This is a genomic window from Galbibacter mesophilus (assembly GCF_023721415.1).
Taxonomy (GTDB): domain Bacteria; phylum Bacteroidota; class Bacteroidia; order Flavobacteriales; family Flavobacteriaceae; genus Galbibacter; species Galbibacter mesophilus.
Window position 1 is genome coordinate 604,324 of the sequence record NZ_JAMQVC010000002.1, and the last position, 24,471, is coordinate 628,794.

The window sequence follows — 24,471 nt, forward strand, 5'->3', positions numbered from 1 at the left end:
AACCCTCTAAAAATTTAAGTGAACGAGCTTTTGATTAATTCCCATTCCGTTATACACGAATAAGATTCGTATTTGTATTCTGACTATTCTGATAAATGGATAATGATTTCTATTTTTACAACTGTTTAAACGAAAGTTTGAAACTATTCAATTAGAAAAATATGCTATTTGATTTAAATCATAAAAAAGTAGGTTCATACGACCTAATAATTATTATTTGTTTGTTTTTTGCATCACTTATTACATTCATTCATCCCCATATGCCAGATATTCAAGAATGGGATATTGTAGTTTATAAATTTATACTTAAAGAATCATTTTCTTTTAAAATTGTGGTGTACCAAATTTCATTATTTTTTTCTCATTTTTTGTTTTACGGTTTATGGTATATAACATGTAGGTATTGGTGGAAACACTTTATATTGATTCCATTTGCAGGTTCAACTTATAAATTACTGATGTATATTTTTTTTAGTATTGATTTACCATTTTACCTTGAAATTTATGAGAACATTCTTTTGTCTTTATTGTGTTCATTAGCTCTTTTTTTATTCTCTAAAAGATTTAAATATCCATTGAGATATGAGCTTTCAAAATCTTCGATTAACGCAGAGAGTTTACTTTTCTACAAGTTTAAAAATGTACAGCAGTATAGGATTTTTCTCAATAATTTCATGGAAAGAGTTTCTACTTCAAGCATTAATGAACTACAAAATTATATCGCTAGTGCAGTCTTAATTTCCGAAAAAAAAGAAACTGGCGATAATACAAAGAACTCTGATAGTCCAATTACATTGAGGTCAAAAATAATAGGAGGATTAATTGGGTTGTTGTTGGTTTCTTTACTTTTTATAGACCGAATTTATTATATAGTGCCAGATGGAAATGAGTGGGATTTTGGTTGGTTTACTATTACAAATGAGAAGTTTCCAAGTCTTGTATCGTTCTTTTGGTTTTTTACTTATTGCTACTTGACTATGTTCATCAGTTTAAATGTATGGTTTTTTACTTCCAAGTATTGGTGGAAGTATTTTTTATTGGTGCCAATAGTACTGAATGCATACGAATTGTTTTCCGTGTTACATCCTAACATACGATACATACATGAGAATGAAATTATTCAGGCTGCTCCAATATTACTAATTCTCACTTTATTCTTAATTTGGATATCCTTGAAAATAAATAACTATTCGAAAGTCGAAAGATTAAAGGAAAAAATAAAAGTAGAAACCTTTCGATTGGTGGCTTTGTTGGCTGAAACTGAAAATCGAAATAAGGAAGTAAAGGAAGAAATTCATCGACTCATCGCAAATAAAGATAAATATGAGCCAAAAGAATATTTAAGTCATCTGGAATCTTTACAAGAGGAACTTTTGGCATTAAAAAGCAAATAATTTTAGTAGAATATGGTATTTTTAGTTACCATGTGCGCAGCAACGTAAAGGATTTATTCAGCTTTGCATTTGAATACACAAATTTGATGGTGTATCCTTAATTGATTTGATGAGAAAAGAATTTAAAATTTTTCCGATAGACTTTGTAGTAATAGGATTGCTAATTTTTGCTTCCTTCATTACTTATGGACATCTTTATTTTCCTTCGGAATCTTTTGCATACCAAAATGGTGATTTCTTTTTTGAAATTGATTCATCAATGATTCTATTTTCTTATCTCTTTCTACTTTTTTTTTCGCATAGCTTATTGTATGCAATATGGTTCTTAACCAGCGAAAGTTGGTGGAAATGGGGTATATTGATTCTTGTTTATTCGGAAAGTTACAAACTAACAAAAAATTGTTATTCTACGATTGAAAGCTCTTTTGATATACCAACGTATTTTGTATTTATCTTTCCTTTATTTGGAACCCTATTACTAGTGTTATTTGATATTTTTATAAAATATCCTTTGCGAAAAAGATATTATTCAGATGCTTTGGATGCAAATACTGTTCTTGGTTATAAATTTAAAAATGTTAAACAGTATCAATATTATTTGAATAGATTTAACGAAATCGTAAGCACCAAAGATATAATCAATTCAAAAGAAATACTTGCCAGTACTATTCTTTTGAATGAAGATAAAAATGAATCCGTTAACCTTGATGAACGCAAGTTTTACGATAACTATAAAGGAATAATTGTTCTTTCGGTTATTGTTTTATTGGTGGTAATGGATGTTAGTACTTTTTATATTCCGTCCTTTAAAGAATGGGATCTTTACTTTTTTACTTTAGGTTCTGGAAGATTTACAACAGTTCAATTATTTCTCTTTGTACTTTTTCGATATTATTTAACAGCTTTTATCGGTTTGAACGTTTGGTTTCTCACGTCTTCTTATTGGTGGAAATATTTCTTATTGATACCTATTGTTCTGGAAGCTTATCAAATAATTTCTGTAATCTTTCCTGAAGATGGGAGGTTTCATGAAAATGAAATCTGGAAATCTTTACCTATTCTTATAGTGTTAACTATCTTCCTAATTTGGATTTCCCTGAAAATAAATAACCATTCGAAAGTTGAAAGATTAAAGGAAAAAATAAAGGTAGAAACTTTTCGATTAGTGGCCTTATTGGCAGAAACTGAAAATCGAAACAAAGAGATTAAAAAGGAAATAAATCAGCTTATTGCAAATAAGGATAAGTATCAGCCAAAAGAATATTTAACGCGATTGGAAGCTTTACAAGCAGAATTGTTGAAATTAAAGAACGGATAGTGGTATGAGATTCTAAAAATTAGTGCTATTTAAAAAGTTGCAAAAAACAAAAAACATCCAGACTAAGCTGGATGTTTTTTGTTTAAACTTTAAAAACTGGTAATTAATTTCCAGCTTCTTGTTTAGCAGCCGTTATTTCACTTTTAATCTTGTTCATCAAGTTGTTTAGTTCATCTTCCTGATGCGCTTTGATTTTCTGCTCAATAATAGCTTCTACTTCTTTATACGTTAGCTTCCTTTCTGGAATAGCATGTTCAGCAGCACTTGTGTCTGCTCCAAACATAGTTCCTTGACCGGTAACTACCCAATTAATATTTACAAACGGATATTTCTCCACAATACGTTCAAGAATATCACTTCCAACGGAAGCATTGTTCTTTTTCATACGTAATGTATAACCGTTTGATGCGCCGATTGACATATCAAATTGTCTCGCGCTCATTCCAAGTGATTGGATAATAGAATAAATCCTATCGATTGCTTTTGCCATTAGTGTTAATTTTGAGGGTTTCTCAAAAATAGAAAAAAAACTCAACCTAAATAATGATATTTAGTTTTTTCACAAAAAATTAACATTTATTCGACTTTAATCCGCTGAATTTGACCGCTTGTCGGAATTTAAGGACGTTCTATATGAAATAAATTAAAAACATTACTATCGCGGATTTAGAACTACAAACGGTATAATCATCTCTTCGAGCGATATCCCGCCGTGCTGATAAGTGTTTTTATAGTAGCTTACATAATGATTATAATTGTTGGGATACGCAAAAAACAAATCGTTCTTAGCGAAAATAAAAGAACTACTCATGTTTATAGATGGCAAATGAATATTCTTTGGATTTCTAGCCGCATAAACTTCTTTTTCGATAAAGGATAAACTTCTACCGGTTTTGTAACGCAAATTTAAACTGGTATCCCTGTCACCAATAACTTTAGACGGAGCTTTTACATTAATAGTTCCATGATCTGTGGTGATAATGAGTTTAAAACCTAATTGTTGTGCTTGTTGAATTATATCTAACAACGGAGAGTTTTTAAACCAGCTTTCAGTTAAAGATCGGTATGCTTTGTCATTGGACGCAAGCTCTTTTACCACCTCCATTTCCGTTTTGGAATGGGAGAGCATGTCAACAAAATTATAGACAACAACGGTCAAGTCGTTTTCCTTTTGCGACTTAAAATTTTGAGCTAGTTGTTTACCCAGTTTTAAACTGGAAACTTTGTGGTATTCCCAAGTTATGTCTAGTCCTAATCTGCGAATCTGGTCTTTCAAAAAGTCTTCTTCATGAAGATTTTTCCCGCCATCATCGGTATCGTTTTTCCATAGGTTAGGATGTAAACGTTCCATTTCAGAAGGCATTAAACCAGAGAAAATTGCATTACGTGCGTATTGGGTAGCTGTTGGTAAAATACTAAAATATGGTTGCTCTTTCTCCTTTTTATAGTAATTGCTCACCGTACCTTCAAAGGCTTTCCATTGGTCGTACCTCAAATTATCAACAACTACCAACAGAGTAGGGGACTTTTTATCAATTTCTTTTACAATAAGATTCTTAAATAACGTGTGTGACATGGTAGGAGCTTCATCCCCATTAAACCAATGCTCATAATTTTTCTCAATAAATTTGGCAAATTGGGAGTTGGCTTCAACTTTCTGCGACTCCAAAATTTCTGTCATTCCCGTGTCCTCAATATTCTCTAACTCCAGTTCCCAGTAAATCAATTTTTTATAAAGGTCACACCACTCTTCAAAAGTGTTTACCATGGTGAGATCCATGGCTATTTTTCTAAATTCCTGTTGATAGTTGCTTGTAGTTTTTTCAGAAATTAACCTTGAATGGTCCAAATTCTTTTTTAAACTCAACAATATTTGGTTTGGGTTAACGGGTTTTATCAGGTAATCGGCAATTTTTGCGCCGATAGCCTCTTCCATAATGTTCTCCTCTTCACTTTTGGTAATCATTACCACGGGAAGCGTTGGTTTAAGCGCTTTTATTTCATTCAATGTTTCAAGACCGGAGAGTCCTGGCATATTTTCATCTAAAAAAACAATATCGAAAACATTTTCTTTTACTTCTTCCACGGCCTCAGTGCCGCTTTGGCAAGTAATCACTTTATAGTTTTTCTTTTCAAGGAAGAGAATATGTGGTTTTAAAAGTTCAATTTCATCATCTACCCAAAGTATCTTTATCTCATTCATTCTATTGATGTATATTTGTATGCAATTTTACAATTCTTATTAGTTTGAACACGGCCAACAAGCTCAAAATATTCAACGATCCAATTTACGGATTTATTACCATTCCCAATGAACTGATCTTTGATTTAATTGAACACAAATACTTTCAGCGATTGCGTAGAATTTCCCAAATGGGACTCTCTTATTTGGTGTATCCAGGAGCACATCATACGCGATTTCACCATGCCATCGGATGCATGTATTTAATGCAGAAAGCTGTGCAAGTGCTTCGTTTTAAAGGTGTTGATATTTCTGAAGAAGAGGAGAAGGCTTTGCTGGCTGCAATTTTGCTGCACGATATTGGCCACGGTCCGTTTTCCCATGCAATGGAGCATAGCATTGTAAATGGGGTTTCCCACGAGTATATTTCACTTCAATTTATGAAAGCCTTAAACGAGGAGTTTAACGGAAGTTTAACGCTGGCTATTCAAATTTTTAAGGGCGATTACCATCGTAAATTTATGTATCAGCTTATTTCCGGTCAGTTGGATATGGATCGAGTTGATTACTTGAAACGGGATAGTTTCTACACAGGTGTTTCTGAAGGAAATATCAATTCAGAAAGGATTATTTCTATGCTGAATGTGGTAGATGATAATTTGGTGGTGGAGGAGAAAGGAATTTACTCCGTTGAAAAATTCTTGGTGGCAAGACGTTTAATGTATTGGCAGGTGTTTTTACATAAAACAAGCCTCGCCGCTGAACAGTTATTGATTAGAATTTTAAAACGTGCCAAACAATTGCACCATAATGGAAAAACATTACATGCCAGCAGGGCATTGCAGTTTTTCTTGGATAATGAAATAGGGGTTGAAAGTTTTGATAATAAAATATTAGAAATTTTCTCCCGTTTAGATGATGTGGATATACTTTCAGCAATGAAAGAATGGCAATATCATGATGATTTTGTGCTATCCAATTTGTGCAAAATTTTATTGAATCGGGATCTTCTGAAGATTAAAATTAAAAAGAAGCCCGTTAAAGAAAAGAAAATAATCGAACATATAAATCAGTTTATAAACACACATAAGGTTACTGAAGAAGAGGCGCGATACTTCGTTTTTAGTGGTCTTATAGAAAATCAAGCGTACTATTTGGATAAACAGAATATTCATATTTTAATGAAGTCCGGAAAAATTATTGATGTAGCCAAAGCCTCCGATCAGCTTAACCTAAAGGCATTGTCAAAACCGGTGACCAAATATTATCTGTGTTATCCTAAAAAATAAAAGACAGTTGAAAATTTATTTTTGAAGTATTTTATGTAGTGAATTTTTCTCAGAAAAGTATTTTAAAGTGCATAGCATGAGCTTCGGACTTAAAATAAATACCTTAGAGGAAGCATAAAAGATAGAAAAGATAAAATCGAAGCAGTCCTAAAATAGTACTTTTTTTATACTTTTGCGTGGAAATGAAATTTACAGCAACTCAAATAGCAGGAATTTTAGAAGGAGAAATTGTAGGAAACCCAGAAGTGGAAGTTTCTAAACTTTCTAAGATTGAAGAAGGAACAGAAGGGTCCCTAACTTTTTTGGCGAACCCTAAATATACATCTTATATATATTCTACAAAAGCTTCTATTACCATAGTTAATAGGTCGTTCAAAGTAGAAAATGATATTAGCACAACACTAATTAAAGTGGAAGATGCATATAAATCATTTTCGAAATTACTGGAATATTATAATCAGGTTAAACTGAATAAAACAGGAATTGAGAAACCTGTTTTTTTATCTGAAACCGCTGAGTATGGCAAAGAACTTTATATGGGTGCTTTTACATACGTAGGTGACAATGTGAAAATAGGGGAGAATGTAAAAATTTATCCTAACGTTTATATTGGTGATAATGTAAGCATAGGCGATAACGTAATTGTGTTTGCCGGTGCTAAAATATATTCTGAATCCGTTGTGGGGAACAATTGTGTTATACACAGTGGCTGTGTTATTGGTGCCGATGGTTTTGGTTTTTCTCCTAATGAAAACGGGGAATTTCAAAAAGTTCCACAAACTGGTAATGTAATTTTAGAAGATTACGTAGATATTGGTGCTGGAACCACTATTGATAGGGCAACTCTAGGCTCTACAATTATTCGTAGAGGTGTTAAACTAGACAACCAGATACAGATAGCTCACAATGTAGAAATTGGAGAAAACACGGTTATTGCTGCCCAAACAGGTATTGCTGGTTCTACAAAAATCGGCAAGAATTGTATGATTGGCGGACAAGTAGGAATCGTAGGTCATATTACTATTGGAGACCGAGTACGCATACAAGCGCAATCCGGTATTGGAAGAAATATTAAGGATGATGAAGTTTTACAAGGCTCACCAGCTTTGAATTACGGTGATTACAACAAATCCTATGTTCATTTTAAGAATTTGCCTAAGGTAGTAGAAAGAATTAATCAACTAGAAAAAAAGTAAAATATAACAATGAGTGATCAGGTTATAAAACAAACCACCATCGCCAAAGAGGTATCTCTTAAAGGAGTGGGACTTCATACTGGTATGGAAGTTACGATGACGTTTAAACCAGCGCCCGAAAATCATGGTTACGCGTTTAAACGTGTCGACCTAGAAGGACAGCCCGTTATTGAGGCCGATGCCAACTACGTTGTAAATACACAACGTGGTACCAATCTGGAAAAAATGGGAGTTAAAATTCAAACCTCCGAGCATGTTTTGGCTGCTTTGGTAGGTTTGGAAATAGATAATGTACTTATCGAGCTTGACGCGCCAGAGCCACCCATTATGGACGGTTCTTCGAAGTATTTTATTGAAGCTATTAAAAAAGCAGGTGTTGTAGAACAGGATGCAGAGCGCGAAGAGTTTATTATTACTGATGTTATTTCGTATACCGATGAAGAGTCCGGTAGTGAAATAACGATTATCCCTTCGGACGAGTACCAAGTAACTACTATGGTAGATTTTGGAACCAAAGTACTGGGCACCCAAAATGCTACCTTAAAACATTTATCGGAGTTTGAAACTGAAATAGCCGATTCCAGAACGTTTAGTTTTCTTCATGAAATAGAAACCCTTTTGGAACACGGATTAATAAAAGGGGGCGACCTTAATAATGCCATAGTTTATGTAGATAAGGAATTGTCTAAAGAAACCATGGAAAAGCTAAGGGTAGCTTTTAACAAGGATAATATTTCGGTAAAACCGAACGGAATTTTAGATAATCTTACCCTTCATCATCCCAATGAAGCTGCTCGACACAAATTGTTAGACGTAATAGGGGATTTAGCATTAATCGGAACACGGGTTCGTGGAAAAGTTATCGCCAATAAACCAGGACATTATGTAAACACCCAGTTCGCTAAAAAGCTGTCTAAAATCATAAAGCTTGAAAAGCGCAATAAAGTGCCAAAAGTTGACTTAAATCAGCCACCGCTGATGGATATCAACAAAATTATGCAGATGTTGCCGCATAGGCCTCCATTTCTATTGGTTGACCGAATTTTGGAATTATCCGATAGTCATGTGGTAGGAATGAAAAACGTAACCATGAATGAACCATTCTTTGTTGGGCATTTTCCAGGCGCACCTATTATGCCTGGAGTACTCCAAGTGGAAGCTATGGCTCAGACGGGTGGTATTTTGGTACTTAGTACAGTTCCTGATCCGGAGAATTACCTTACCTATTTTATGAAAATAGATAATGTAAAGTTTAAACAGCAAGTTCAGCCAGGAGATACGCTTATTTTTAAAATGGAATTAATTTCACCTATTAGAAGGGGAATTTGCCATATGCAAGCGTATGCTTATGCCAATGGAAAACTTGCCACAGAAGCAGAGCTAATGGCTCAAATAGTTAAAGTTAAAGAATCAGAAGAGAAATGAATCAGCCGCTAGCATATGTACATCCAGGCGCAAAAATCGCCAAGAATGTAGTAATAGAACCTTTTGCTACCATAAATAACAATGTGGTTATAGGAGAGGGAACATGGATAGGAAGTAACGTAACCATCATGGAAGGCGCACGTATCGGCAAGAATTGTAATATCTTTCCAGGGGCTGTTATCTCAGCCATTCCGCAGGATTTAAAATACAACGACGAAGATACCACCGCAGAAATAGGAGACAACACGACCATACGTGAATGTGTTACCATAAATAGAGGTACTACCGATAGAATGAAAACCGTTATTGGAAAAAATTGTTGGATAATGGCCTATAGCCATATTGCGCACGATTGTTTTGTGGGCGACCATTGTATTTTTTCAAATAACAGTACACTGGCGGGACATATTACCGTAGGAGATTATGTGGTATTGGCGGGAATGACAGCTGTGCATCAGTTTTGTTCGATTGGAAACCATGCTTTCGTAACGGGTGGTTCTTTGGTTAGAAAAGATGTGCCTCCATATGCAAAAGCTGCTCGTGAGCCATTATCTTACGTTGGCATTAATTCAGTAGGTTTGCGTAGAAGAGGTTTTTCAACCGAAAAAATTAGAGAGATACAGGACATCTACCGTATTTTATACCAAAAAAATTATAACAATTCCCAAGCTGTGGAAATTATAGAAGCTGAAATGGAAGCCACCCCAGAGCGCGATGAAATCCTTCAGTTTATTAAAGATTCACAACGGGGGATTATGAAAGGTTATTTTAGTTCAAGTTCAAATCAATAAAAATACTATGGCATCTACATCAGATATAAGAAAAGGATTGTGTATTCGTTACAATCACGATATTTATAAAATTATTGAATTCTTACACGTAAAACCAGGAAAAGGACCTGCTTTTGTAAGAACAAAACTGAAAAGTGTGACTACTGGAAAAGTGCTTGATAATACTTTTTCTGCGGGTCACAAAATAGATGATGTTCGTGTGGAAACACGTTCGTATCAGTTTTTGTATGCTGAAGGAGATACCTATCACTTCATGAATACAGATGATTATAATCAAATTATGCTTCAGAAAAGCGCATTGGATACGCCCGACCTTTTAAAAGAAGGCGAAGTGGTAACTATTTTGTTTAATACAGAAGATAGTATGCCTCTTTCCGTAGATATGCCTGCGCATGTTACACTAGAAGTTACGCATACTGAACCAGGAGTAAAAGGAAACACAGCAACCAATGCCACAAAACCTGCGACGGTAGAAACAGGTGCTACGATAAACGTTCCTCTTTTTATTAATGAAGGAGACCGTATTAAAATAGACACTGAAAAAAGTGCCTACATGGAGCGTGCTAAAGAATAATTTTCTTCGCTTAGTTTTTAATGATATAATTCAATCAGTGATTTTCTTACTATGAAGTTTCCACAAGAATACAGTTTAAAGCAAATTGCAACCATACTTAATTGCGAGTATGTTGGGGATGATGATTTTCCAATTCTTGGTATGAATGAAATTCATGTAGTAAATCCAGGTGATATCGTTTTTGTAGACCATCCAAAGTATTACGATAAAGCGTTGAATTCACTAGCAACAGTGGTGCTGATTAATAAAGAAGTTGACTGTCCGGAAGGGAAAGCGCTTTTAATTTCCGATGATCCTTTTCGCGATTTTAACACGCTTACTAACTTTTTCAAACCATTTGAAAAAGCTGTTGCGAATATAGCCCCTTCAGCAAAAATAGGGGAGGGAACTGTTATTCAGCCAGGTGTTTTTATTGGCAATAATGTAACCATTGGTAAAAACTGTTATATCCATTCCAACGTAAGCATTTACGACCATTGTATTATTGGTGATAATGTAACCATCCATGCTGGAACCGTTTTGGGTGCTGATGCTTTTTATTACAAAAAGCGCCCCGAAGGTTTTGATAAGTTGCTGTCTGGTGGGCGAGTAGTGATTGAGGACAATGTTGATTTAGGAGCTCTTTGTACTATCGATAGAGGAGTAACTGGCGACACGTTGATTAAAAAAGGCACTAAAATAGATAACCAAGTACATATTGGTCACGATACCTTTATTGGAGAAAAGTGTTTGATAGCTTCTCAGGTAGGTATTGCAGGTTGTGTTATTATTGAAGATGAAGTGACCATTTGGGGACAAGTAGGATTGGCAAGCGCGATTACCATCGGAACAAAAGCAGTTTTATTAGCACAATCGGGTGTAAGCAAATCGTTAGATGCAAATAAAACCTATTTTGGTTATCCCGCGGAAGAAGCACGAAAAAAATACAAAGAACTCGCTTCCATCCGTCAAATTCCGACTATCATTGAAAAATTAGGATAATATGGCAAACTCAATCAAAAAAATTGCAAAGGATTTTTACGAACTGGAACCTATTAAAAATAGGGAAGTCCTTAAAGATTATCTACATGATGATTGCGAGCTTTACTGGAACAGTAGCAAAGGTTTTACGAAACTGAATAAAACCGATTTAATAGCGTTAGCCGAGAATATGGCGGAAGCTTATCATTCAGTAAGAACGGAAATCAGCCACCTAATTAAAGAAGGAAATGCGGTGTCGGTGCGATATACTTATCACGTTAAAACCATTGAAAATATTGATGAAGAGCAGCCTTTGGCCCACTTTATTACAATTTGGGAGTTTAAAGACAATAAGCTTTACAAAGGCTACGAGATAAGTCAGCTTGCCGATGACAATCCGGTAAATTTAAATTCTTTTATCCCATCCAAAAACAAAAAATAACAGATAAAAAATAAAAAATTATTTTTTTGAGTAGATTTCATTAATCGTATTCAAAAAACTATTTTTGTAAAGCTTTAAATAAAATTATACCCTAATGAGTGTATTAGTAAACAAAGATTCAAAAATAATAGTACAAGGATTTACAGGTAGTGAAGGAACATTTCACGCAGAACAAATGATTGAATACGGAACCAACGTGGTTGGTGGTGTTACTCCAGGAAAAGGAGGTCAAAAGCATTTGGATAAACCTGTATTTAACACCGTTAAAGAAGCGGTAGAAAAAGTAGGTGCAGATGTATCTATTATTTTTGTGCCACCAGCTTTTGCTGCAGATGCCATTATGGAAGCTGCCGATGCAGGAATTAAAGTAATTATTACGATCACGGAAGGAATTCCTGTTGCAGATATGATTAAAGCTGCAGATTACATAAAAGATAAAGATTGTAGATTGATCGGTCCTAACTGTCCAGGTGTTATTACTCCAGGTGAAGCCAAAGTAGGTATTATGCCAGGTTTTGTTTTCAAAAAAGGAAAAGTAGGGATTGTTTCAAAATCAGGAACACTTACGTATGAAGCAGCCGACCAAGTTGTAAAACAAGGATTAGGAATTACAACCGCTATTGGTATTGGTGGAGACCCAATTATTGGAACAACTACAAAAGAGGCTGTTGAATTATTAATGAACGATCCTGAAACGGAATGTATCGTCATGATTGGTGAAATTGGTGGTCAACTGGAAGCAGATGCTGCCAACTGGGTTAAGGAAAACGGAAACAAAAAGCCGGTAGTAGGATTTATCGCTGGTGAAACTGCTCCAAAAGGAAGAACAATGGGGCACGCTGGTGCTATTGTTGGTGGTGCTGATGATACTGCTGAAGCTAAAAAACGAATTATGGCAGAATGTGGTATCCACGTTGTAGATTCTCCTGCTGAAATCGGTAAAAAAGTTGCTGAAGTGATTGGATAAATATCCCGTTACAACAACATATATTATTAAAACCCTGCAATTTTGCAGGGTTTTTAGTTTTGGGGAGCGCTGTATTTGCTATATTTGATATAACGATAACAAACAATTAAAATCTAAATATTAAAGATGAAACTTTTAGAAGGTAAAACAGCCATCATCACGGGTGCTAGCCGTGGAATTGGTAAGGGAATTGCAGAAGTTTTTGCAAAACAAGGTGCCGATGTGGCTTTTACATACAGTTCCTCTGAAGGACCCGCTAAAGAATTGGAAAAAGAATTAATAGCATTAGGAGTGAAGGCGAAAGCTTATAAAAGTAATGCCGCTAGCTTTACCGAATCCCAAGAATTAGTGGATGAAGTGATAAAAGAGTTTGGTGCTATCGATGTTTTAGTAAACAATGCTGGTATCACAAAAGATAACCTCTTAATGCGTATTTCCGAAGAGGACTTTGATAAGGTAATTGAAGTGAACCTTAAATCGGTTTTCAATATGACCAAAGCGGTGCAACGCACCATGCTAAAACAACGCAAAGGATCAATTATTAATATGAGTTCGGTAGTTGGTGTAAAAGGAAACGCCGGACAAACGAATTACGCCGCTTCTAAAGCCGGAATTATTGGTTTTTCTAAATCGGTAGCATTAGAATTGGGGTCTAGGAACATTAGAAGCAATGTAGTGGCACCCGGATTCATTGAAACTGAAATGACAGGTGCTTTAGATGAAAAAGTTGTTCAAGGTTGGAGAGATGCTATTCCATTGAAACGAGGCGGTCAACCAGAAGATATTGCCAATGCTTGCGTGTTTCTAGCCTCCGATATGTCAAACTATATCACTGGGCAAGTTCTCCAAGTTGACGGTGGAATGCTTACCTAAAAGCGAAGAAGCCAAGATTTTTATAAGTCCTAAATGGTAAATGAAAGTTTATAAAGTTGCTTATCTGGTAAAAAGTTAAGAGCTTTATAAACTTTCGGTTTTTAAGCGCCAAATCATCAAAATTAATGTTGGAAACGAATCCGCTCATTTCGCTAATCCTGGCAGCAGCTGTTTCATTACTGCTCACCTATTTTTTTTACCGAAAGAAATCGGTAACTAAAATGTATATAATTACGGGTGCGTTGCGATTTGTAACCATTTTCACGGTGCTTTTGCTTCTATTGGCTCCGGAAATAAGCAACAAAACTGTATTTACTGAGAGACCTTCTTTAAATTTACTGCTGGATAATTCATCGTCTATTAGGAAATTTGGGTTTGATTCTGTTTCTCAAAGTATTCATGATAACATTGTTAATGATGATGAGCTAAGGGAAAAATTTTCAATCAACACATTTACTTTTGATGAAAAATTGAATACTTCCGATTCAGTTACATTTAAAGGAAAACAAACCAATATCGCCGCCTCCCTAAAAGGTCTGAAACGTATTCAGAAACAATCCAATTCTGCCGTAGTACTACTTTCCGATGGTAATCAAACTTTTGGAGAAGATTATCAATATTTCACCAAAGAATATCAAAATCCTATTTATCCGATTGTGTTGGGAGACACTACGAGATTTAGTGATTTAAAGATTACGCAACTCAACGTAAACAAATATGCATACCTAAAGAATAAGTTTCCGGTAGAGGCATTTTTGAGTTACGAAGGTGATAGTGAAGTGACTTCAGATTTCAGAATTATAAAAGGAAATCAAGTTGTGTTTTCAAAAAAGGTTTCTTTTAATACTGAGAATAGGTCAGAAGTTATCCAAACCGAATTATTGGCCGATAAGACTGGCGTACAGCAATTAAAAGCGGAAATAGTGCCGCTTTCAGAAGAAAAAAATAAAACCAATAACACCAAACTTTTCGCCATTGAAGTAATCGATGAAAAAAACAATATCGCTATTGTTACCGATGTTTTGCACCCTGATATTGGCGCTTTAAAAAAGATCATTGAGAGTAATGAGTTCAGAAAAGCTTCCATTATTCGCGTAGAGGAAATGAACAAGATTGAAAACGATTTTCAACTCTACATTTTGTACCAACCCAACGTTGCTTTTAAAAGAGTATTGGAAGAAATTAAAGCCTCTAACCAAAATTATTGGATAATTGACGGGACAGATACTAATTGGAGTTTTCTGAATACAATGGATTTAGGGTTACAGCAAACCGTAAGTCCTTCAGAAGAGGATTTTTTACCCGTTCTAAATCCGAATTTCGGTCCTTTCCAAGTGGAAAACATAGATTTCTCTGATTTTCCACCACTTTTATCAAGTATGGGAAATGCAAGTTTTTTAAGTTCGAATGAAATCTTGCTTTACAAAAAGATAGGCGCTATTGAAACTTCAGAACCTTTATTGGCAACCTTTGGGGATAACAACCAAAAAGCCGCTATTTTATTTGGGGAAGGGATTTGGAAATGGCGATCCGCGAGTTATAGGGAAATGGAAAGCACGGAAACTTTTGACAACTTTTTTGGTAAACTGATACAGTATTTGGCATCCAATAAGAAAAGAAGCCGATTAACGGTTGAAAATGAATCCTTTTACTACGGAAATGCTTCGATTACGATAAAGGCGTCCTATTACGATAAAAATTTTGTATTCGACCCAAATGCTTCGTTGGAAATTGAAGTAAAAAATCAGGATACCAATGAATCAGTTACCTTTCCGATGCTTTTCAAAGGCACATTTTATCAAGTGGATGTAAGTTCTTTGCCAGCTGGAAATTATGATTTTACAGTTAGGGAAACTTCAGAAAAAATAGCACAAGCTGGTAGCTTTACTATTTTGGAGTATGATGTAGAAAAACAATTTGTGAATCCAGATATAAAAAGACTTACCGAACTGGCAAATACAACGGAAGGAAAAGTATTTTACAGCAAAGATTTTGAGATACTTAAAGAAGAATTATTAACAAATTCTCGGTATTTGGCCGTTCAAAAAAGTAAAGAAAATATTGTACCTTTAATTGAGTGGCAATGGTTGTTAATTTTACTTTCAATAACCCTAGCTGCTGAATGGTTTTTAAGAAAATACTACGGACTCATTTAAAAAAGCAAAATGGCATTATTGAAAAATCAAGTGGCATTGGTTACGGGAGCGAGCTCCGGCATTGGTAAATCGGTAGCGATTTATTTGGCAAAAGAAGGTGCTAGCGTGGCGGTGAATTATCATTCTGATGAAGAAGGCGCCAAAGAAGTGGTGGAAACAATTAAAAATAGTGGAGGAAAGGCTTTCGCAGTTCAGGCCGATGTGGGGAACGAAGAAGAAGTTTTAAAAATGTTTGAAGCCGTTTACGATGAATATGACAATTTGGACATTCTTGTGAGCAATGCAGGGATACAAAAAGACGCTCCTTTTGATGAAATGACATTGGAACAGTGGAACGCTGTAATCCGCACGAATTTAACAGGAGCATTTCTCTGTGCCAAGCAAGCGGTGAAGTTTTTCCTAAAACGGGGCTTGGTAGAAGAAATTAGTAAATCTGCTGGAAAAATTATATTTATGAGTTCGGTGCATCAGGAAATTCCTTGGGCCGGACATGTTAATTATTCAGCATCTAAAGGCGGACTTACAGAATTGATGCGGTCCATATCCCAAGAAACTGCAAATAAGTGCATTCGGGTGAACAGTATTGCTCCTGGCGCCATTAAAACTCCGATTAATGAAGATGTTTGGAAAGATGAAGAGAAACATAAACATTTATTGAAATTAATTCCGTATAATAGGCTTGGTGAGCCAGAAGATGTAGCCGAAGCCGCTGTTTGGTTAGCTTCCGATAAATCGGAATACGTGAATGGAACTACACTTTTTGTAGACGGAGGAATGACGCTCTACCCGGGCTTTATCAATAATGGATAATTGAAATTAGAAATCATAAAAACTGTTATATTTTAAAATGGATAAATTACCTAAAATTGGAATACCTATTATAATTGTAGTAATTGCTTTAATCATTTTTGTAGCAAAATCCACCATTACCATCGATTCGGGTGAGGCTGGTGTTTTGTTCGAAACCTTTGGGGATGGTGTGGTAACCGATGAGCCTCCCTTATCAGAAGGATTTCATTTGGTAGCGCCTTGGAATAAAGTTTTTGTTTATGAGGTAAGACAACAGGAAGTTTCTGAAAAAATGCAGGTGCTTTCTTCAAACGGACTGGAGATTAAGTTGGATGCTTCCGTTTGGTTTCAACCACAATATGATAAATTGGGCTCTTTGCATCAAGAAAAAGGTATAGACTACGTTTCTCGTGTTTTGCAACCGGCCATACGATCTGCTACAAGAAGTGTTGTCGGCAGATATACACCAGAACAATTGTATTCTTCAAAAAGGGATGCAATTCAGGAAGAGGTTTTTGATGAATCCAAAGAAATTCTAAAAGATCAGTTTGTTCAATTAAATGAAGTGTTAGTAAGGGATATTACCCTCCCACCAACCATTAAAGAAGCTATTGAACGTAAGTTGCGTCAAGAACAAGAATCGCTGGAATACGAATTTAGAATAGAAAAGGCTGAAAAAGAAGCCGAAAAGCAGCGTATTGAAGCGCAGGGTAAAGCGGATGCGAACCAAATTTTGAGTGCATCGTTAACTGATAAAATTTTAAGAGATAAAGGTATTGAAGCTACCATAAAATTATCGGAATCGCCTAATTCTAAAGTTATTGTAATTGGTAGTGGCGACGAAGGAATGCCTATAATTTTAGGAAATCAATAAATTTAGTAATATAATGGCTCTCTTCTTAAACCTAATAAACTAGGAAATTTATCAATCGAAAATAAAGGAAAAGCATCCGTTTGGGACTTTTCCAACATCTATAATTAAAAATAACCCTTAAAAATTTAAGTTATGAAAAGAAGTAAATTATATGTATTTGCAACCGTATTGGCAGTAGCTTCTTGCTTTACGGCTTGTAAAGAGGAGAAGAAAAGTGAAAAAAATGAGGCTATTGAAACCGAAAACCAAATGGTTGAGAAGAAAGAAACTAAAATTACCCTTCAAAAACTGGAAGACTCTCCAGCCTATGCAGACGCTGTTCTATCGATGGACAAGCCTAAAAGCGGAAAAATTAATAAAAGTGGTGAAGTAGATTTTTCATTTACGGTGAAGAATTACGAGTTGGGAGCGCAAACAGAGAGCTCCAACGCAGACTTATTAGCCAATTCCGGTAAGGGTCAGCATATTCATTTTATAGTAAACAACCAACCATATTCGGCTCATTACGAATCAAGTTTCAAAAAGGAAATTCCTGATGGCGTACATCATTTGGTTGCTTTTTTAAGTCGGTCGTACCATGAGTCTGTAAAAAATGATAATTCTGTGGTAGTTGAGAAGTTGGTGGTAGGAAACAATCCAACAGATTCATTAGAAATGGATATGGACGCGCCAACTTTAATTTACAGCCGTCCAAAAGGGGAATATAGCGGAAAAGACACCAAAAACTTGATGTTAGACTTTTTTGTGTTGAACACAGAACTTTCTGAAGACGGTAATAAAGTGCGGGCAACTATTAACGGAGAGGAGTTTATCTTAACAGAGTGGGTGCCTTACGTGATTAAAGGATTGCCAAAAGGTGAAGTTACGGTAAGCTTAGAACTCATCGATAGCGACGGAAATTTAATTCCTGGTCCTTTTAATAAAGTTACTCGCAATGTAACCCTTAAAGACTAATTATAATTTTTATTTCATACAAACTTAAATGCGTACAAGAAGTATCAAAGAGTCGAGATTTCAATTAAGCTCTTTTTCAAACGCCATAGGGATATCGGTAGCAGGATTGTGTTTAGTACATTGCCTTGCAACTCCCTTAATTTTTATTGCCCAAGCTAATGTTCAAGCGCAGGAATCAACTCATTTTATTTGGTCGATTTTAGATATTGTGTTTCTTTCAATTTCTTTGGTCGCTATATTTTGGTCGGCGAAAAGCACTTCCAAACAATGGATGAGAATTGCATTATGGACAAATTGGATTTTAATTGCATTGTTTATCTTCAATGAAAAATTAGCTTTATTTCCTTTACCGGAAATTCTAATGTACGCGCTAACTTCCATACTGATAATACTTCATATAGTTAATGTGAAGTACTGTAAATGCGATGATGATACATGCTGTATACATCCAAAATAGCTATCAGCAGTGGAATAGTAGTTATAAGTATTTTAGGAATAAAAAAACGCCGCAAAAGTTTAATTTTGCGGCGTTTCTTTTTTTAAGTATTGATAAAGGAAAATTATTCCTCTTCCATTTCTCCTTCTTTAGCAGCTATTTTTTGCATCATAGCTTCATGTTCTTCCATCATCATGTCGTGCTCATCCTCCATGGAGGTGTGCTCCGAATGAATTTTATCAAAGTCTTTCTTAATTTGATTGATTTCGGCTTCCATTTCCGGTTCGGTTAGGTTTTCGAAATTATCTTCCAAAGACTCGTGCCCTTCAATTAGCTTTTCATGACTCGCTATAATGGCATCATGTCGCTTTAGAATTACACCATGCTTGGCAACATCAGCCAAAATAGTGGAATCCTGTAATTCCATGCCCTGTAATTCTTGGGTAAACTTTTTATGTTCATCTGCCATTTCGTTGTGTACTTCCACAAATTTTTCATGTACCGTCTCAACGCTATCGCATTGCTTCATCAGGTCCTTATATTTTGCTGTAAGATCTTTCTTTTTGGTATCGCAGCCTACTATTGCAAAGCCTACTGCTACCATTAAAATGATTAATTTTTTCATATATTTTTCTTTTTCGGTTAAACTAAAACTACAAATAATTCATTTAAAAATAAAGAATTAACGCATAAATTAAATTATAACATTCTATAGATAAGGTAATTATGTTGTCTTTTATGCGAGTATTTTATATATTTAGAAGAGGTTAAAATATACCTCTTAGCTATGAAATACTGCTTCCGTACTATTCAACTTACTTTTTATCTATTCAGCTTATCTCTTCAGGCTCAAAATAGCAATGAGTATCATGTTCGAGACAACGATATTACTTCCGTAGAAATAACCAACATACTTTCCAACGATTTCATTGGCAAGGTGGGAGGAAGTGCTACAGGGCTTCTTAAAAGGGTTTCTGGGGTAAGTTTTGAAGCTGGTAATTTGGTTTCCTTTAGAGGGTTGAGTCCGCGGTACACTTCTATAACGGTAGACGGATTGGCGGCGCCCATTTCTGAACAAAAAGTAAAAGCTTTTGCTTTAGGATTAATTCCGAGTAGTGCATTTCAAGAACTGGATATTTTTAAATCGGGTAGTTATGTAAATAACGGAGAGTGGGGCGGTGCTACTTTAAATATCAAAACAACCGCCAATGTGAACGAAAACTTTACCAACTTAAGTGTTAATGTGGGATATCAACATAATATAACCTTTCAACAAATGGTTAGAAATGAGGATTATGGAGATTTCTTCGGAGATTATTTTGGGTTTGGTTCCAACAATCGGGATTTGGCGAATGACATCGCATCTGCTGCAGAAATTCAAAATATGACAAGAAGTGAAAGGGAAGCGGAAGGTGCCAAACTACCCAATAGATGGGGCATTGAAGCTGTAAATGTAGCTCCTTCTTTTGATATTGGTTTCGCCTTTGGACGCAAATTATTTGAAAATGACGATAAAAAATTGAGTACCATAAATTCACTTCATTATGAAAATGCTACCACGGGAGCACATTATCAAAGGGCAAGGTATTCCAATTACGAAAGGGCGGAAGGAGAGGGAACTGCTGTGACGTCTAGTGAATTGAGAAACTATATGACAGATGGTGCATGGAGTACCGAAACGTCTTTAATGCTTAATTCTGCCTGGTTTTTTCAACTGAATGATGATAATCATTTTAATTTGGACATTTCCTATACCAATCAAGGTGATAATCAAGCCATGTCTCGGTATTTTATTAGTCCGCTAAGCGATAAAGAATTATACTACACTCAATTTGGTTTGGTACAAAAAACCATGCTCTTAACCCGATTATTGGGGAATCATGAATTTGGCAAAGATACCGATATAGAATGGTCTCTTGGGTTTCAAGATTTTAATAGAAGAGAACCCGATTTAAGAAGGGCGGCGGCTCAACGAAATTTAGGTACGGAGGATCCTTATTTTTTAGTAATTCCAGAAAGTTCCAAAGCAGACCAAGGAGCTCGCTTCCGAAGTGATTTAAAAGATTATACTGTTTCCGGAAGATTAGATTTGGATCATGATTTTATAGATGATGTTTTTGAAATAAAAACAGGTTTTCTTGCCGAAGTGTACAACCGAACCTTTGGCGCCCGACTACTTACCAATGTAAAAGATGATTTTACGAGTCCGGAATTACGATTTGTACCTTTCAACCAATTGGGAACTGTTTTTTCTTCGGAAAACTTTGGACCCGAAGGTTATTTTTTAAATGATGGGACTACTTCTTTTGACGCCTACGACGCTCAAAACACACTAATAGCTAGTTATTTAGGTTTTGATAATTCTTGGATTGATGGAAAATTAAAAACGGCCATTGGCTTTCGATATGAAATCTTTCGGCAGGATTTAGCAACAGGGGGATTGGACATTAACACGAATATAGATAGTTATTTGCCGTATTTTAACGTGGCATACCGTGTTAGCGAAAAGGCAACGGTAAAAGCTAATTTTAGTAAGTCTGTTAATCGTCCGGCTTTTCGGGAACTTTCACCATTTCAATTCTTCGATTTTGATTTTCGTGCCAATATTCAAGGGAATCCCGACTTGCAAACTGCCACGTTATCGCATCTCGATATTAGTTTTTTATATGCATTCGGCAATAACGAGTATTTTTCTTTGACCCCTTTCTACAAAAAAATAAAGAATCCCATAGAGATGATTTATGTGATACAGGCTGATAATCCCGCGTTTAGTTTTGATAACACTCAGTCCGCAGAAATTGGCGGTGTGGAAGTTGAGTTTGCTAAATTTCTATCCAACAACAGCAATCTGGTTTTTAGTCGGTTACTCTTTACAGGAAACCTCACTTATACCAATTCTGTAATCGATTTGGGAGAAGATTCCAACGAATTTTCAACGTCCAGACCCTTACAGGGACAGGTTCCGCTTATGGCAAATGCGGGACTTACTTACGGACTGAAAAATGATAAAGGACAATTTACCGTGGATTTTGCCTATAAAGGAAGTGCGCTGTATTCCGTTGGAGACGGACAAGAAACGTTTCCGTGGTACACCAACGAACGGGGTTTTTTAAATGCTGGCGGAGCATTGAATATTTCAGAAAAAATGAGGCTTACTTTTACGGCGCTAAACCTTTTAAATACGGAGCTGAACATTATTGAAGACGCCAATACCGATGGAAATTTAGGCGCAGAAGTGGATAAAATAGTGCAGCGCGGATTAACCTATCAATCGTATCGCGTGGGAGTAAATTATACGTTTTAGGAAGTTATTCCAAAGGAATGAACATAGAATCAAAAATGAATAGGATAATGCGGGTCTTCCTGAAAGATAATTTTAAATGGAGTTAAAATGAAAAAACAATTTTATACTATATCAATCAGTTTATTCCTCTTAGGAAACATATTTCAAGCTTGTGAATCCATTGAAATTCTACCACCGCCAGATCAAGGAGAAGTAGAAAAAACGGGGAGTGGCGATTCCGATGTTCGCGGAATTCTCTTTTTAAAGAACGATACCACTACGGTTTTTATAGATCCAGCCTCTACGGAAACTCATGTAGTTTCCAACATCACGTTGGATTTCTTTATAAACGATGAATTTGGAAAACCCACCAACCCCTCTGATGCCAATGCTATTGAATTGGAAAAACTACCTATTCCCATTGCAAATAACTTAGTCCCAATACAGCCAAACCGCTCGAGTGGAGTAGGAGTAAACCAAATGGAAACCGCTGCGTTTTCCGGTGCTTTTTCTGCCGATGGCGCCAACTTAGGAGCCACAGGTTGGAATACAGATTCAGAATGGTTTCAATTGAATACCCAAAATAAAGAATATCCCATGAATAATATTGTGGAAGTTACTGGTAGGATCACCACTAACACCGCGTGGACAAAAGACACACAGTACTTATTAAAAGGACAGGTATTTGTGACCGCTGGCGTAACCCTTACCATAGAAGCGGGAACGGTAATTTATGGAGAAGAGGCGGTTGGCGTTCAATCGGGAGTATTAGTGTTCAATCGAGGTTCCCTCGTGGATGCCGTGGGAACACCCGAGGAACCTATCGTTTTTACCACCAACGCACCGGCTGGAACCCGAACGAGAGGAAAATGGGGTGGTGTTGTTTTCTGCGGAAATGGCCCAAGTAATAAAGGGGTGGATATTGCTATTGAAGGTATACAGGGAGAAAACGAAGAAGATGGTTTGTATGGAGGAAACGATCCTTCTTACAACGCAGGAGATTTGGCGTATTGGCGAGTAGAATATGCTGGTATAGCCGTTTCTGCCGGGAATGAACTAAATAGTATTACTTTTGGCGGAATTGGTTACGATACCAACGCCCACCACTTACTGATAAACTACGCTGGCGATGATGCCATTGAGTGGTTTGGTGGAAATATAAACCTAAAATACATTGCTGTTTACAATTGTTTGGATGATGATTTGGATATGGACCAAGGTTTTAGTGGCGATATTCAATATGTATATCTTGTGCGCAATCCCTATTCCGCAGACGAGTCTGGATCGGCTTGTATGGAAGTTTCCAGTTCCAAATCGGTGGGCACGATGCCCAGAACCATGGCGAATGTAGCTAATGTAACTTTGGTAGGCCCGGTGTACCAATTGGAAGGCACTGGTTTATTGGCAGACCCCAAGTACCAAGGCGGACTATCTTCTAAAGACGACGCCAATGTAGTAGTAACCAACTCCTTTTTTATCGGATGCCCTACAGGAGCACAGAATCCTTGAGAATAATAATACTTACTTCCGGACGCAATGTCTAACTTTCTTAATTTTACACGTATTTATGACGTTTTGGTTACAGCTTTCTCTTTTTTGGTGTAAAGTTTTAAAGAAAGCTTAGGTCTTGTTTCCAAGGAATCAATTTTAGTAATATCAAAATGAGATTGGTAAAATCATTCTGTTAATTTACTTATTCAGAAATGCAAACCTTATTTTTAAGCCGAAAGTAGAAAATCTTATCTTTTCTGAAAATTTAGACTGAGTAATAGAATTGTATTCTAGTACTACTGGATATTCGTCTGTAGGGTAAGTAACAACTTCTTGTTGTTGTTGTTCTTGATCGATTATGGAGTTGAGACCGGAATCGAAAAATATCCCAATGTAAACTGCATTTTTGTTGTTTAGGTAGTGTTTTATTCCTGCTTCAAGAGTAGTGAACCAGGCCATTCCGGTATTCAAATCCTCTTCAGAAGTATTAATATCATTAAAGGTACCAAATCCAATAAATTCGGGGTCATTTAATATTGCATTATATTGAGCGTAATATCCGCTCGTTTTAATGCTTGTAATGTTGGTTTGGTAACTACTGTTTAAAACAAAACCTGCTTTTATTCCAGCAAGTGCATAAAACCTTGTTCTTGTTCCAGATGTTTCGTATTGTACAGTTAAGGGAAAATTTAGATTTTCAATTTTTAGACTTTCATTATAATTATTCGCAGTGTATCTGAACTCGAAAAGATCTCCATCAAAATCTATTGTGTTGTAACTATCTTCAATACTTTCCAATGCTATACTAGATCGGTATGATTGATAGTCAACTCCAATTCCAATACTCCAATTATCATTAAAATAAAAAGAATATGAAAGACCGACAATGTTTCCATATTTACTTTTGGTATCCTCGTTGCTTATTCCATGGGAAATTAAGTTAATGGTGCTACCCAGATGTATAGAAAGTTCCTTTTTTGATTGTTGCGCATTAATTGTAGTATGCCCCAATAAAAAAGAAATAGACACAATTACATATTTTATATACTTATTCATTCTCATTTTGTATAACAACTA

At 35.8% G+C, this 24,471-nt stretch carries 22 protein-coding genes; 18 read left to right on the top strand and 4 right to left on the bottom strand.

Features of this window, described 5'->3' with window-relative positions; translation table 11 throughout:
* Positions 1–161: 161 nt before the first annotated feature.
* Both NDQ75_RS09430 and NDQ75_RS09435 read left to right on the top strand, forming a co-directional pair.
* A complete protein-coding gene (locus tag NDQ75_RS09430; RefSeq protein ID WP_202027227.1) occupies positions 162–1,394 on the top strand; it encodes a hypothetical protein in 1,233 nt (410 codons plus the stop codon).
* Positions 1,395–1,905: 511 nt separating this feature from the next.
* On the top strand, positions 1,906–2,712 hold the full coding sequence (locus tag NDQ75_RS09435) for a hypothetical protein (protein ID WP_202027228.1): 807 nt from the start codon (positions 1,906–1,908) through the stop codon (positions 2,710–2,712).
* Between the two features lie 103 nt (positions 2,713–2,815).
* Here NDQ75_RS09435 and NDQ75_RS09440 read toward each other — a convergent pair whose 3' ends face one another.
* On the bottom strand, positions 2,816–3,202 hold the full coding sequence (locus tag NDQ75_RS09440) for a hypothetical protein (RefSeq protein ID WP_202027229.1): 387 nt from the start codon (positions 3,200–3,202) through the stop codon (positions 2,816–2,818).
* A 165-nt stretch (positions 3,203–3,367) separates the two neighbouring features.
* A complete protein-coding gene (porX, locus tag NDQ75_RS09445) occupies positions 3,368–4,915 on the bottom strand; it encodes a T9SS response regulator signal transducer PorX (protein WP_202027230.1) in 1,548 nt (515 codons plus the stop codon).
* Positions 4,916–4,959: 44 nt separating this feature from the next.
* On the opposite strand from porX, the gene NDQ75_RS09450 reads away from it, so the two are divergent.
* The 14 genes from NDQ75_RS09450 (at position 4,960) to NDQ75_RS09515 (ending at position 18,641) form a co-directional block, all read left to right on the top strand.
* On the top strand, positions 4,960–6,183 hold the full coding sequence (locus NDQ75_RS09450) for an HD domain-containing protein (RefSeq protein ID WP_202027231.1): 1,224 nt from the start codon (positions 4,960–4,962) through the stop codon (positions 6,181–6,183).
* 182 nt (positions 6,184–6,365) lie between these two features.
* On the top strand, positions 6,366–7,379 hold the full coding sequence (gene lpxD / locus NDQ75_RS09455) for a UDP-3-O-(3-hydroxymyristoyl)glucosamine N-acyltransferase (protein ID WP_202027232.1): 1,014 nt from the start codon (positions 6,366–6,368) through the stop codon (positions 7,377–7,379).
* Positions 7,380–7,388: 9 nt separating this feature from the next.
* Positions 7,389–8,804: a bifunctional UDP-3-O-[3-hydroxymyristoyl] N-acetylglucosamine deacetylase/3-hydroxyacyl-ACP dehydratase gene (locus NDQ75_RS09460; RefSeq protein WP_202027233.1), complete on the top strand. Its 1,416-nt coding sequence runs from the start codon at positions 7,389–7,391 to the stop codon at positions 8,802–8,804.
* Positions 8,801–9,595, top strand: a complete 795-nt coding sequence (gene lpxA, locus NDQ75_RS09465; RefSeq protein ID WP_202027234.1) for an acyl-ACP--UDP-N-acetylglucosamine O-acyltransferase — start codon at positions 8,801–8,803, stop codon at positions 9,593–9,595. Before NDQ75_RS09460 ends, lpxA begins: the two co-directional genes overlap by 4 nt.
* Before the next feature lie 7 nt (positions 9,596–9,602).
* Entirely contained in the window at positions 9,603–10,169 is a 567-nt protein-coding gene (gene efp / locus NDQ75_RS09470; RefSeq protein WP_202027235.1) for an elongation factor P, read from the top strand.
* A gap of 51 nt (positions 10,170–10,220) precedes the next feature.
* Positions 10,221–11,150 carry a UDP-3-O-(3-hydroxymyristoyl)glucosamine N-acyltransferase gene (locus NDQ75_RS09475; protein WP_202027236.1) on the top strand — a complete coding sequence of 310 codons (930 nt, stop codon included), beginning with the start codon at positions 10,221–10,223 and terminating at the stop codon, positions 11,148–11,150.
* 1 nt (position 11,151) lies between these two features.
* Complete coding sequence (locus NDQ75_RS09480; RefSeq protein WP_202027237.1) at positions 11,152–11,571, top strand: nuclear transport factor 2 family protein; 420 nt, start codon at positions 11,152–11,154, stop codon at positions 11,569–11,571.
* 94 nt (positions 11,572–11,665) lie between these two features.
* The gene (gene sucD, locus NDQ75_RS09485; RefSeq protein ID WP_202027238.1) at positions 11,666–12,538 is read left to right on the top strand and encodes a succinate--CoA ligase subunit alpha; all 873 of its coding nucleotides are present in this window, start codon (positions 11,666–11,668) and stop codon (positions 12,536–12,538) included.
* Positions 12,539–12,664: 126 nt separating this feature from the next.
* Positions 12,665–13,411 (top strand): 3-oxoacyl-[acyl-carrier-protein] reductase, encoded by a 747-nt coding sequence (gene fabG, locus NDQ75_RS09490; RefSeq protein WP_202027239.1) that lies wholly within the window; start codon positions 12,665–12,667, stop codon positions 13,409–13,411.
* Positions 13,412–13,536: 125 nt separating this feature from the next.
* Positions 13,537–15,567, top strand: a complete 2,031-nt coding sequence (locus NDQ75_RS09495) for a vWA domain-containing protein (protein ID WP_202027240.1) — start codon at positions 13,537–13,539, stop codon at positions 15,565–15,567.
* Between the two features lie 9 nt (positions 15,568–15,576).
* Complete coding sequence (locus tag NDQ75_RS09500) at positions 15,577–16,377, top strand: SDR family oxidoreductase (protein ID WP_202027241.1); 801 nt, start codon at positions 15,577–15,579, stop codon at positions 16,375–16,377.
* Positions 16,378–16,414: 37 nt separating this feature from the next.
* Positions 16,415–17,230 carry a prohibitin family protein gene (locus NDQ75_RS09505; RefSeq protein ID WP_202027242.1) on the top strand — a complete coding sequence of 272 codons (816 nt, stop codon included), beginning with the start codon at positions 16,415–16,417 and terminating at the stop codon, positions 17,228–17,230.
* A gap of 132 nt (positions 17,231–17,362) precedes the next feature.
* Complete coding sequence (locus NDQ75_RS09510) at positions 17,363–18,184, top strand: hypothetical protein (protein ID WP_202027243.1); 822 nt, start codon at positions 17,363–17,365, stop codon at positions 18,182–18,184.
* A 28-nt stretch (positions 18,185–18,212) separates the two neighbouring features.
* Entirely contained in the window at positions 18,213–18,641 is a 429-nt protein-coding gene (locus tag NDQ75_RS09515) for a MerC domain-containing protein (protein WP_207190414.1), read from the top strand.
* 103 nt (positions 18,642–18,744) lie between these two features.
* On the opposite strand, the gene NDQ75_RS09520 is transcribed toward NDQ75_RS09515, so the two are convergent.
* On the bottom strand, positions 18,745–19,245 hold the full coding sequence (locus NDQ75_RS09520; protein ID WP_202027244.1) for a hypothetical protein: 501 nt from the start codon (positions 19,243–19,245) through the stop codon (positions 18,745–18,747).
* Between the two features lie 162 nt (positions 19,246–19,407).
* Here NDQ75_RS09520 and NDQ75_RS09525 point away from each other — a divergent pair, with 162 nt between their 5' ends.
* Both NDQ75_RS09525 and NDQ75_RS09530 read left to right on the top strand, forming a co-directional pair.
* Positions 19,408–21,924, top strand: coding sequence for a TonB-dependent receptor domain-containing protein (locus tag NDQ75_RS09525; RefSeq protein ID WP_202027245.1), 2,517 nt, complete (start codon positions 19,408–19,410; stop codon positions 21,922–21,924).
* Positions 21,925–22,011: 87 nt separating this feature from the next.
* A complete protein-coding gene (locus tag NDQ75_RS09530) occupies positions 22,012–23,412 on the top strand; it encodes a hypothetical protein (RefSeq protein WP_202027246.1) in 1,401 nt (466 codons plus the stop codon).
* 180 nt (positions 23,413–23,592) lie between these two features.
* Here the strand turns inward: NDQ75_RS09530 and NDQ75_RS09535 are convergent, their stop codons facing one another.
* Positions 23,593–24,450: an outer membrane beta-barrel protein gene (locus tag NDQ75_RS09535; RefSeq protein WP_202027247.1), complete on the bottom strand. Its 858-nt coding sequence runs from the start codon at positions 24,448–24,450 to the stop codon at positions 23,593–23,595.
* Positions 24,451–24,471: the final 21 nt, after the last annotated feature.

Excerpts from the sequence above, each read along its gene's own strand:
- sucD (WP_202027238.1), top strand. The coding sequence starts at position 11,666 with ATGAGTGTATTAGTAAACAAAGATTCAAAAATAATAGTACAAGGATTT.
- lpxD (WP_202027232.1), top strand. The coding sequence starts at position 6,366 with ATGAAATTTACAGCAACTCAAATAGCAGGAATTTTAGAAGGAGAAATT.
- fabG (WP_202027239.1), top strand. The coding sequence starts at position 12,665 with ATGAAACTTTTAGAAGGTAAAACAGCCATCATCACGGGTGCTAGCCGT.
- NDQ75_RS09505 (WP_202027242.1), top strand. The coding sequence starts at position 16,415 with ATGGATAAATTACCTAAAATTGGAATACCTATTATAATTGTAGTAATT.
- NDQ75_RS09440 (WP_202027229.1), bottom strand. The coding sequence starts at position 3,202 with ATGGCAAAAGCAATCGATAGGATTTATTCTATTATCCAATCACTTGGA.
- NDQ75_RS09500 (WP_202027241.1), top strand. The coding sequence starts at position 15,577 with ATGGCATTATTGAAAAATCAAGTGGCATTGGTTACGGGAGCGAGCTCC.
- NDQ75_RS09515 (WP_207190414.1), top strand. The coding sequence starts at position 18,213 with ATGCGTACAAGAAGTATCAAAGAGTCGAGATTTCAATTAAGCTCTTTT.
- NDQ75_RS09475 (WP_202027236.1), top strand. The coding sequence starts at position 10,221 with ATGAAGTTTCCACAAGAATACAGTTTAAAGCAAATTGCAACCATACTT.
- NDQ75_RS09480 (WP_202027237.1), top strand. The coding sequence starts at position 11,152 with ATGGCAAACTCAATCAAAAAAATTGCAAAGGATTTTTACGAACTGGAA.
- NDQ75_RS09525 (WP_202027245.1), top strand. The coding sequence starts at position 19,408 with ATGAAATACTGCTTCCGTACTATTCAACTTACTTTTTATCTATTCAGC.
- NDQ75_RS09495 (WP_202027240.1), top strand. The coding sequence starts at position 13,537 with ATGTTGGAAACGAATCCGCTCATTTCGCTAATCCTGGCAGCAGCTGTT.
- NDQ75_RS09510 (WP_202027243.1), top strand. The coding sequence starts at position 17,363 with ATGAAAAGAAGTAAATTATATGTATTTGCAACCGTATTGGCAGTAGCT.
- NDQ75_RS09530 (WP_202027246.1), top strand. The coding sequence starts at position 22,012 with ATGAAAAAACAATTTTATACTATATCAATCAGTTTATTCCTCTTAGGA.
- NDQ75_RS09535 (WP_202027247.1), bottom strand. The coding sequence starts at position 24,450 with ATGAATAAGTATATAAAATATGTAATTGTGTCTATTTCTTTTTTATTG.
- porX (WP_202027230.1), bottom strand. The coding sequence starts at position 4,915 with ATGAATGAGATAAAGATACTTTGGGTAGATGATGAAATTGAACTTTTA.
- lpxA (WP_202027234.1), top strand. The coding sequence starts at position 8,801 with ATGAATCAGCCGCTAGCATATGTACATCCAGGCGCAAAAATCGCCAAG.
- NDQ75_RS09430 (WP_202027227.1), top strand. The coding sequence starts at position 162 with ATGCTATTTGATTTAAATCATAAAAAAGTAGGTTCATACGACCTAATA.
- efp (WP_202027235.1), top strand. The coding sequence starts at position 9,603 with ATGGCATCTACATCAGATATAAGAAAAGGATTGTGTATTCGTTACAAT.
- NDQ75_RS09460 (WP_202027233.1), top strand. The coding sequence starts at position 7,389 with ATGAGTGATCAGGTTATAAAACAAACCACCATCGCCAAAGAGGTATCT.
- NDQ75_RS09520 (WP_202027244.1), bottom strand. The coding sequence starts at position 19,245 with ATGAAAAAATTAATCATTTTAATGGTAGCAGTAGGCTTTGCAATAGTA.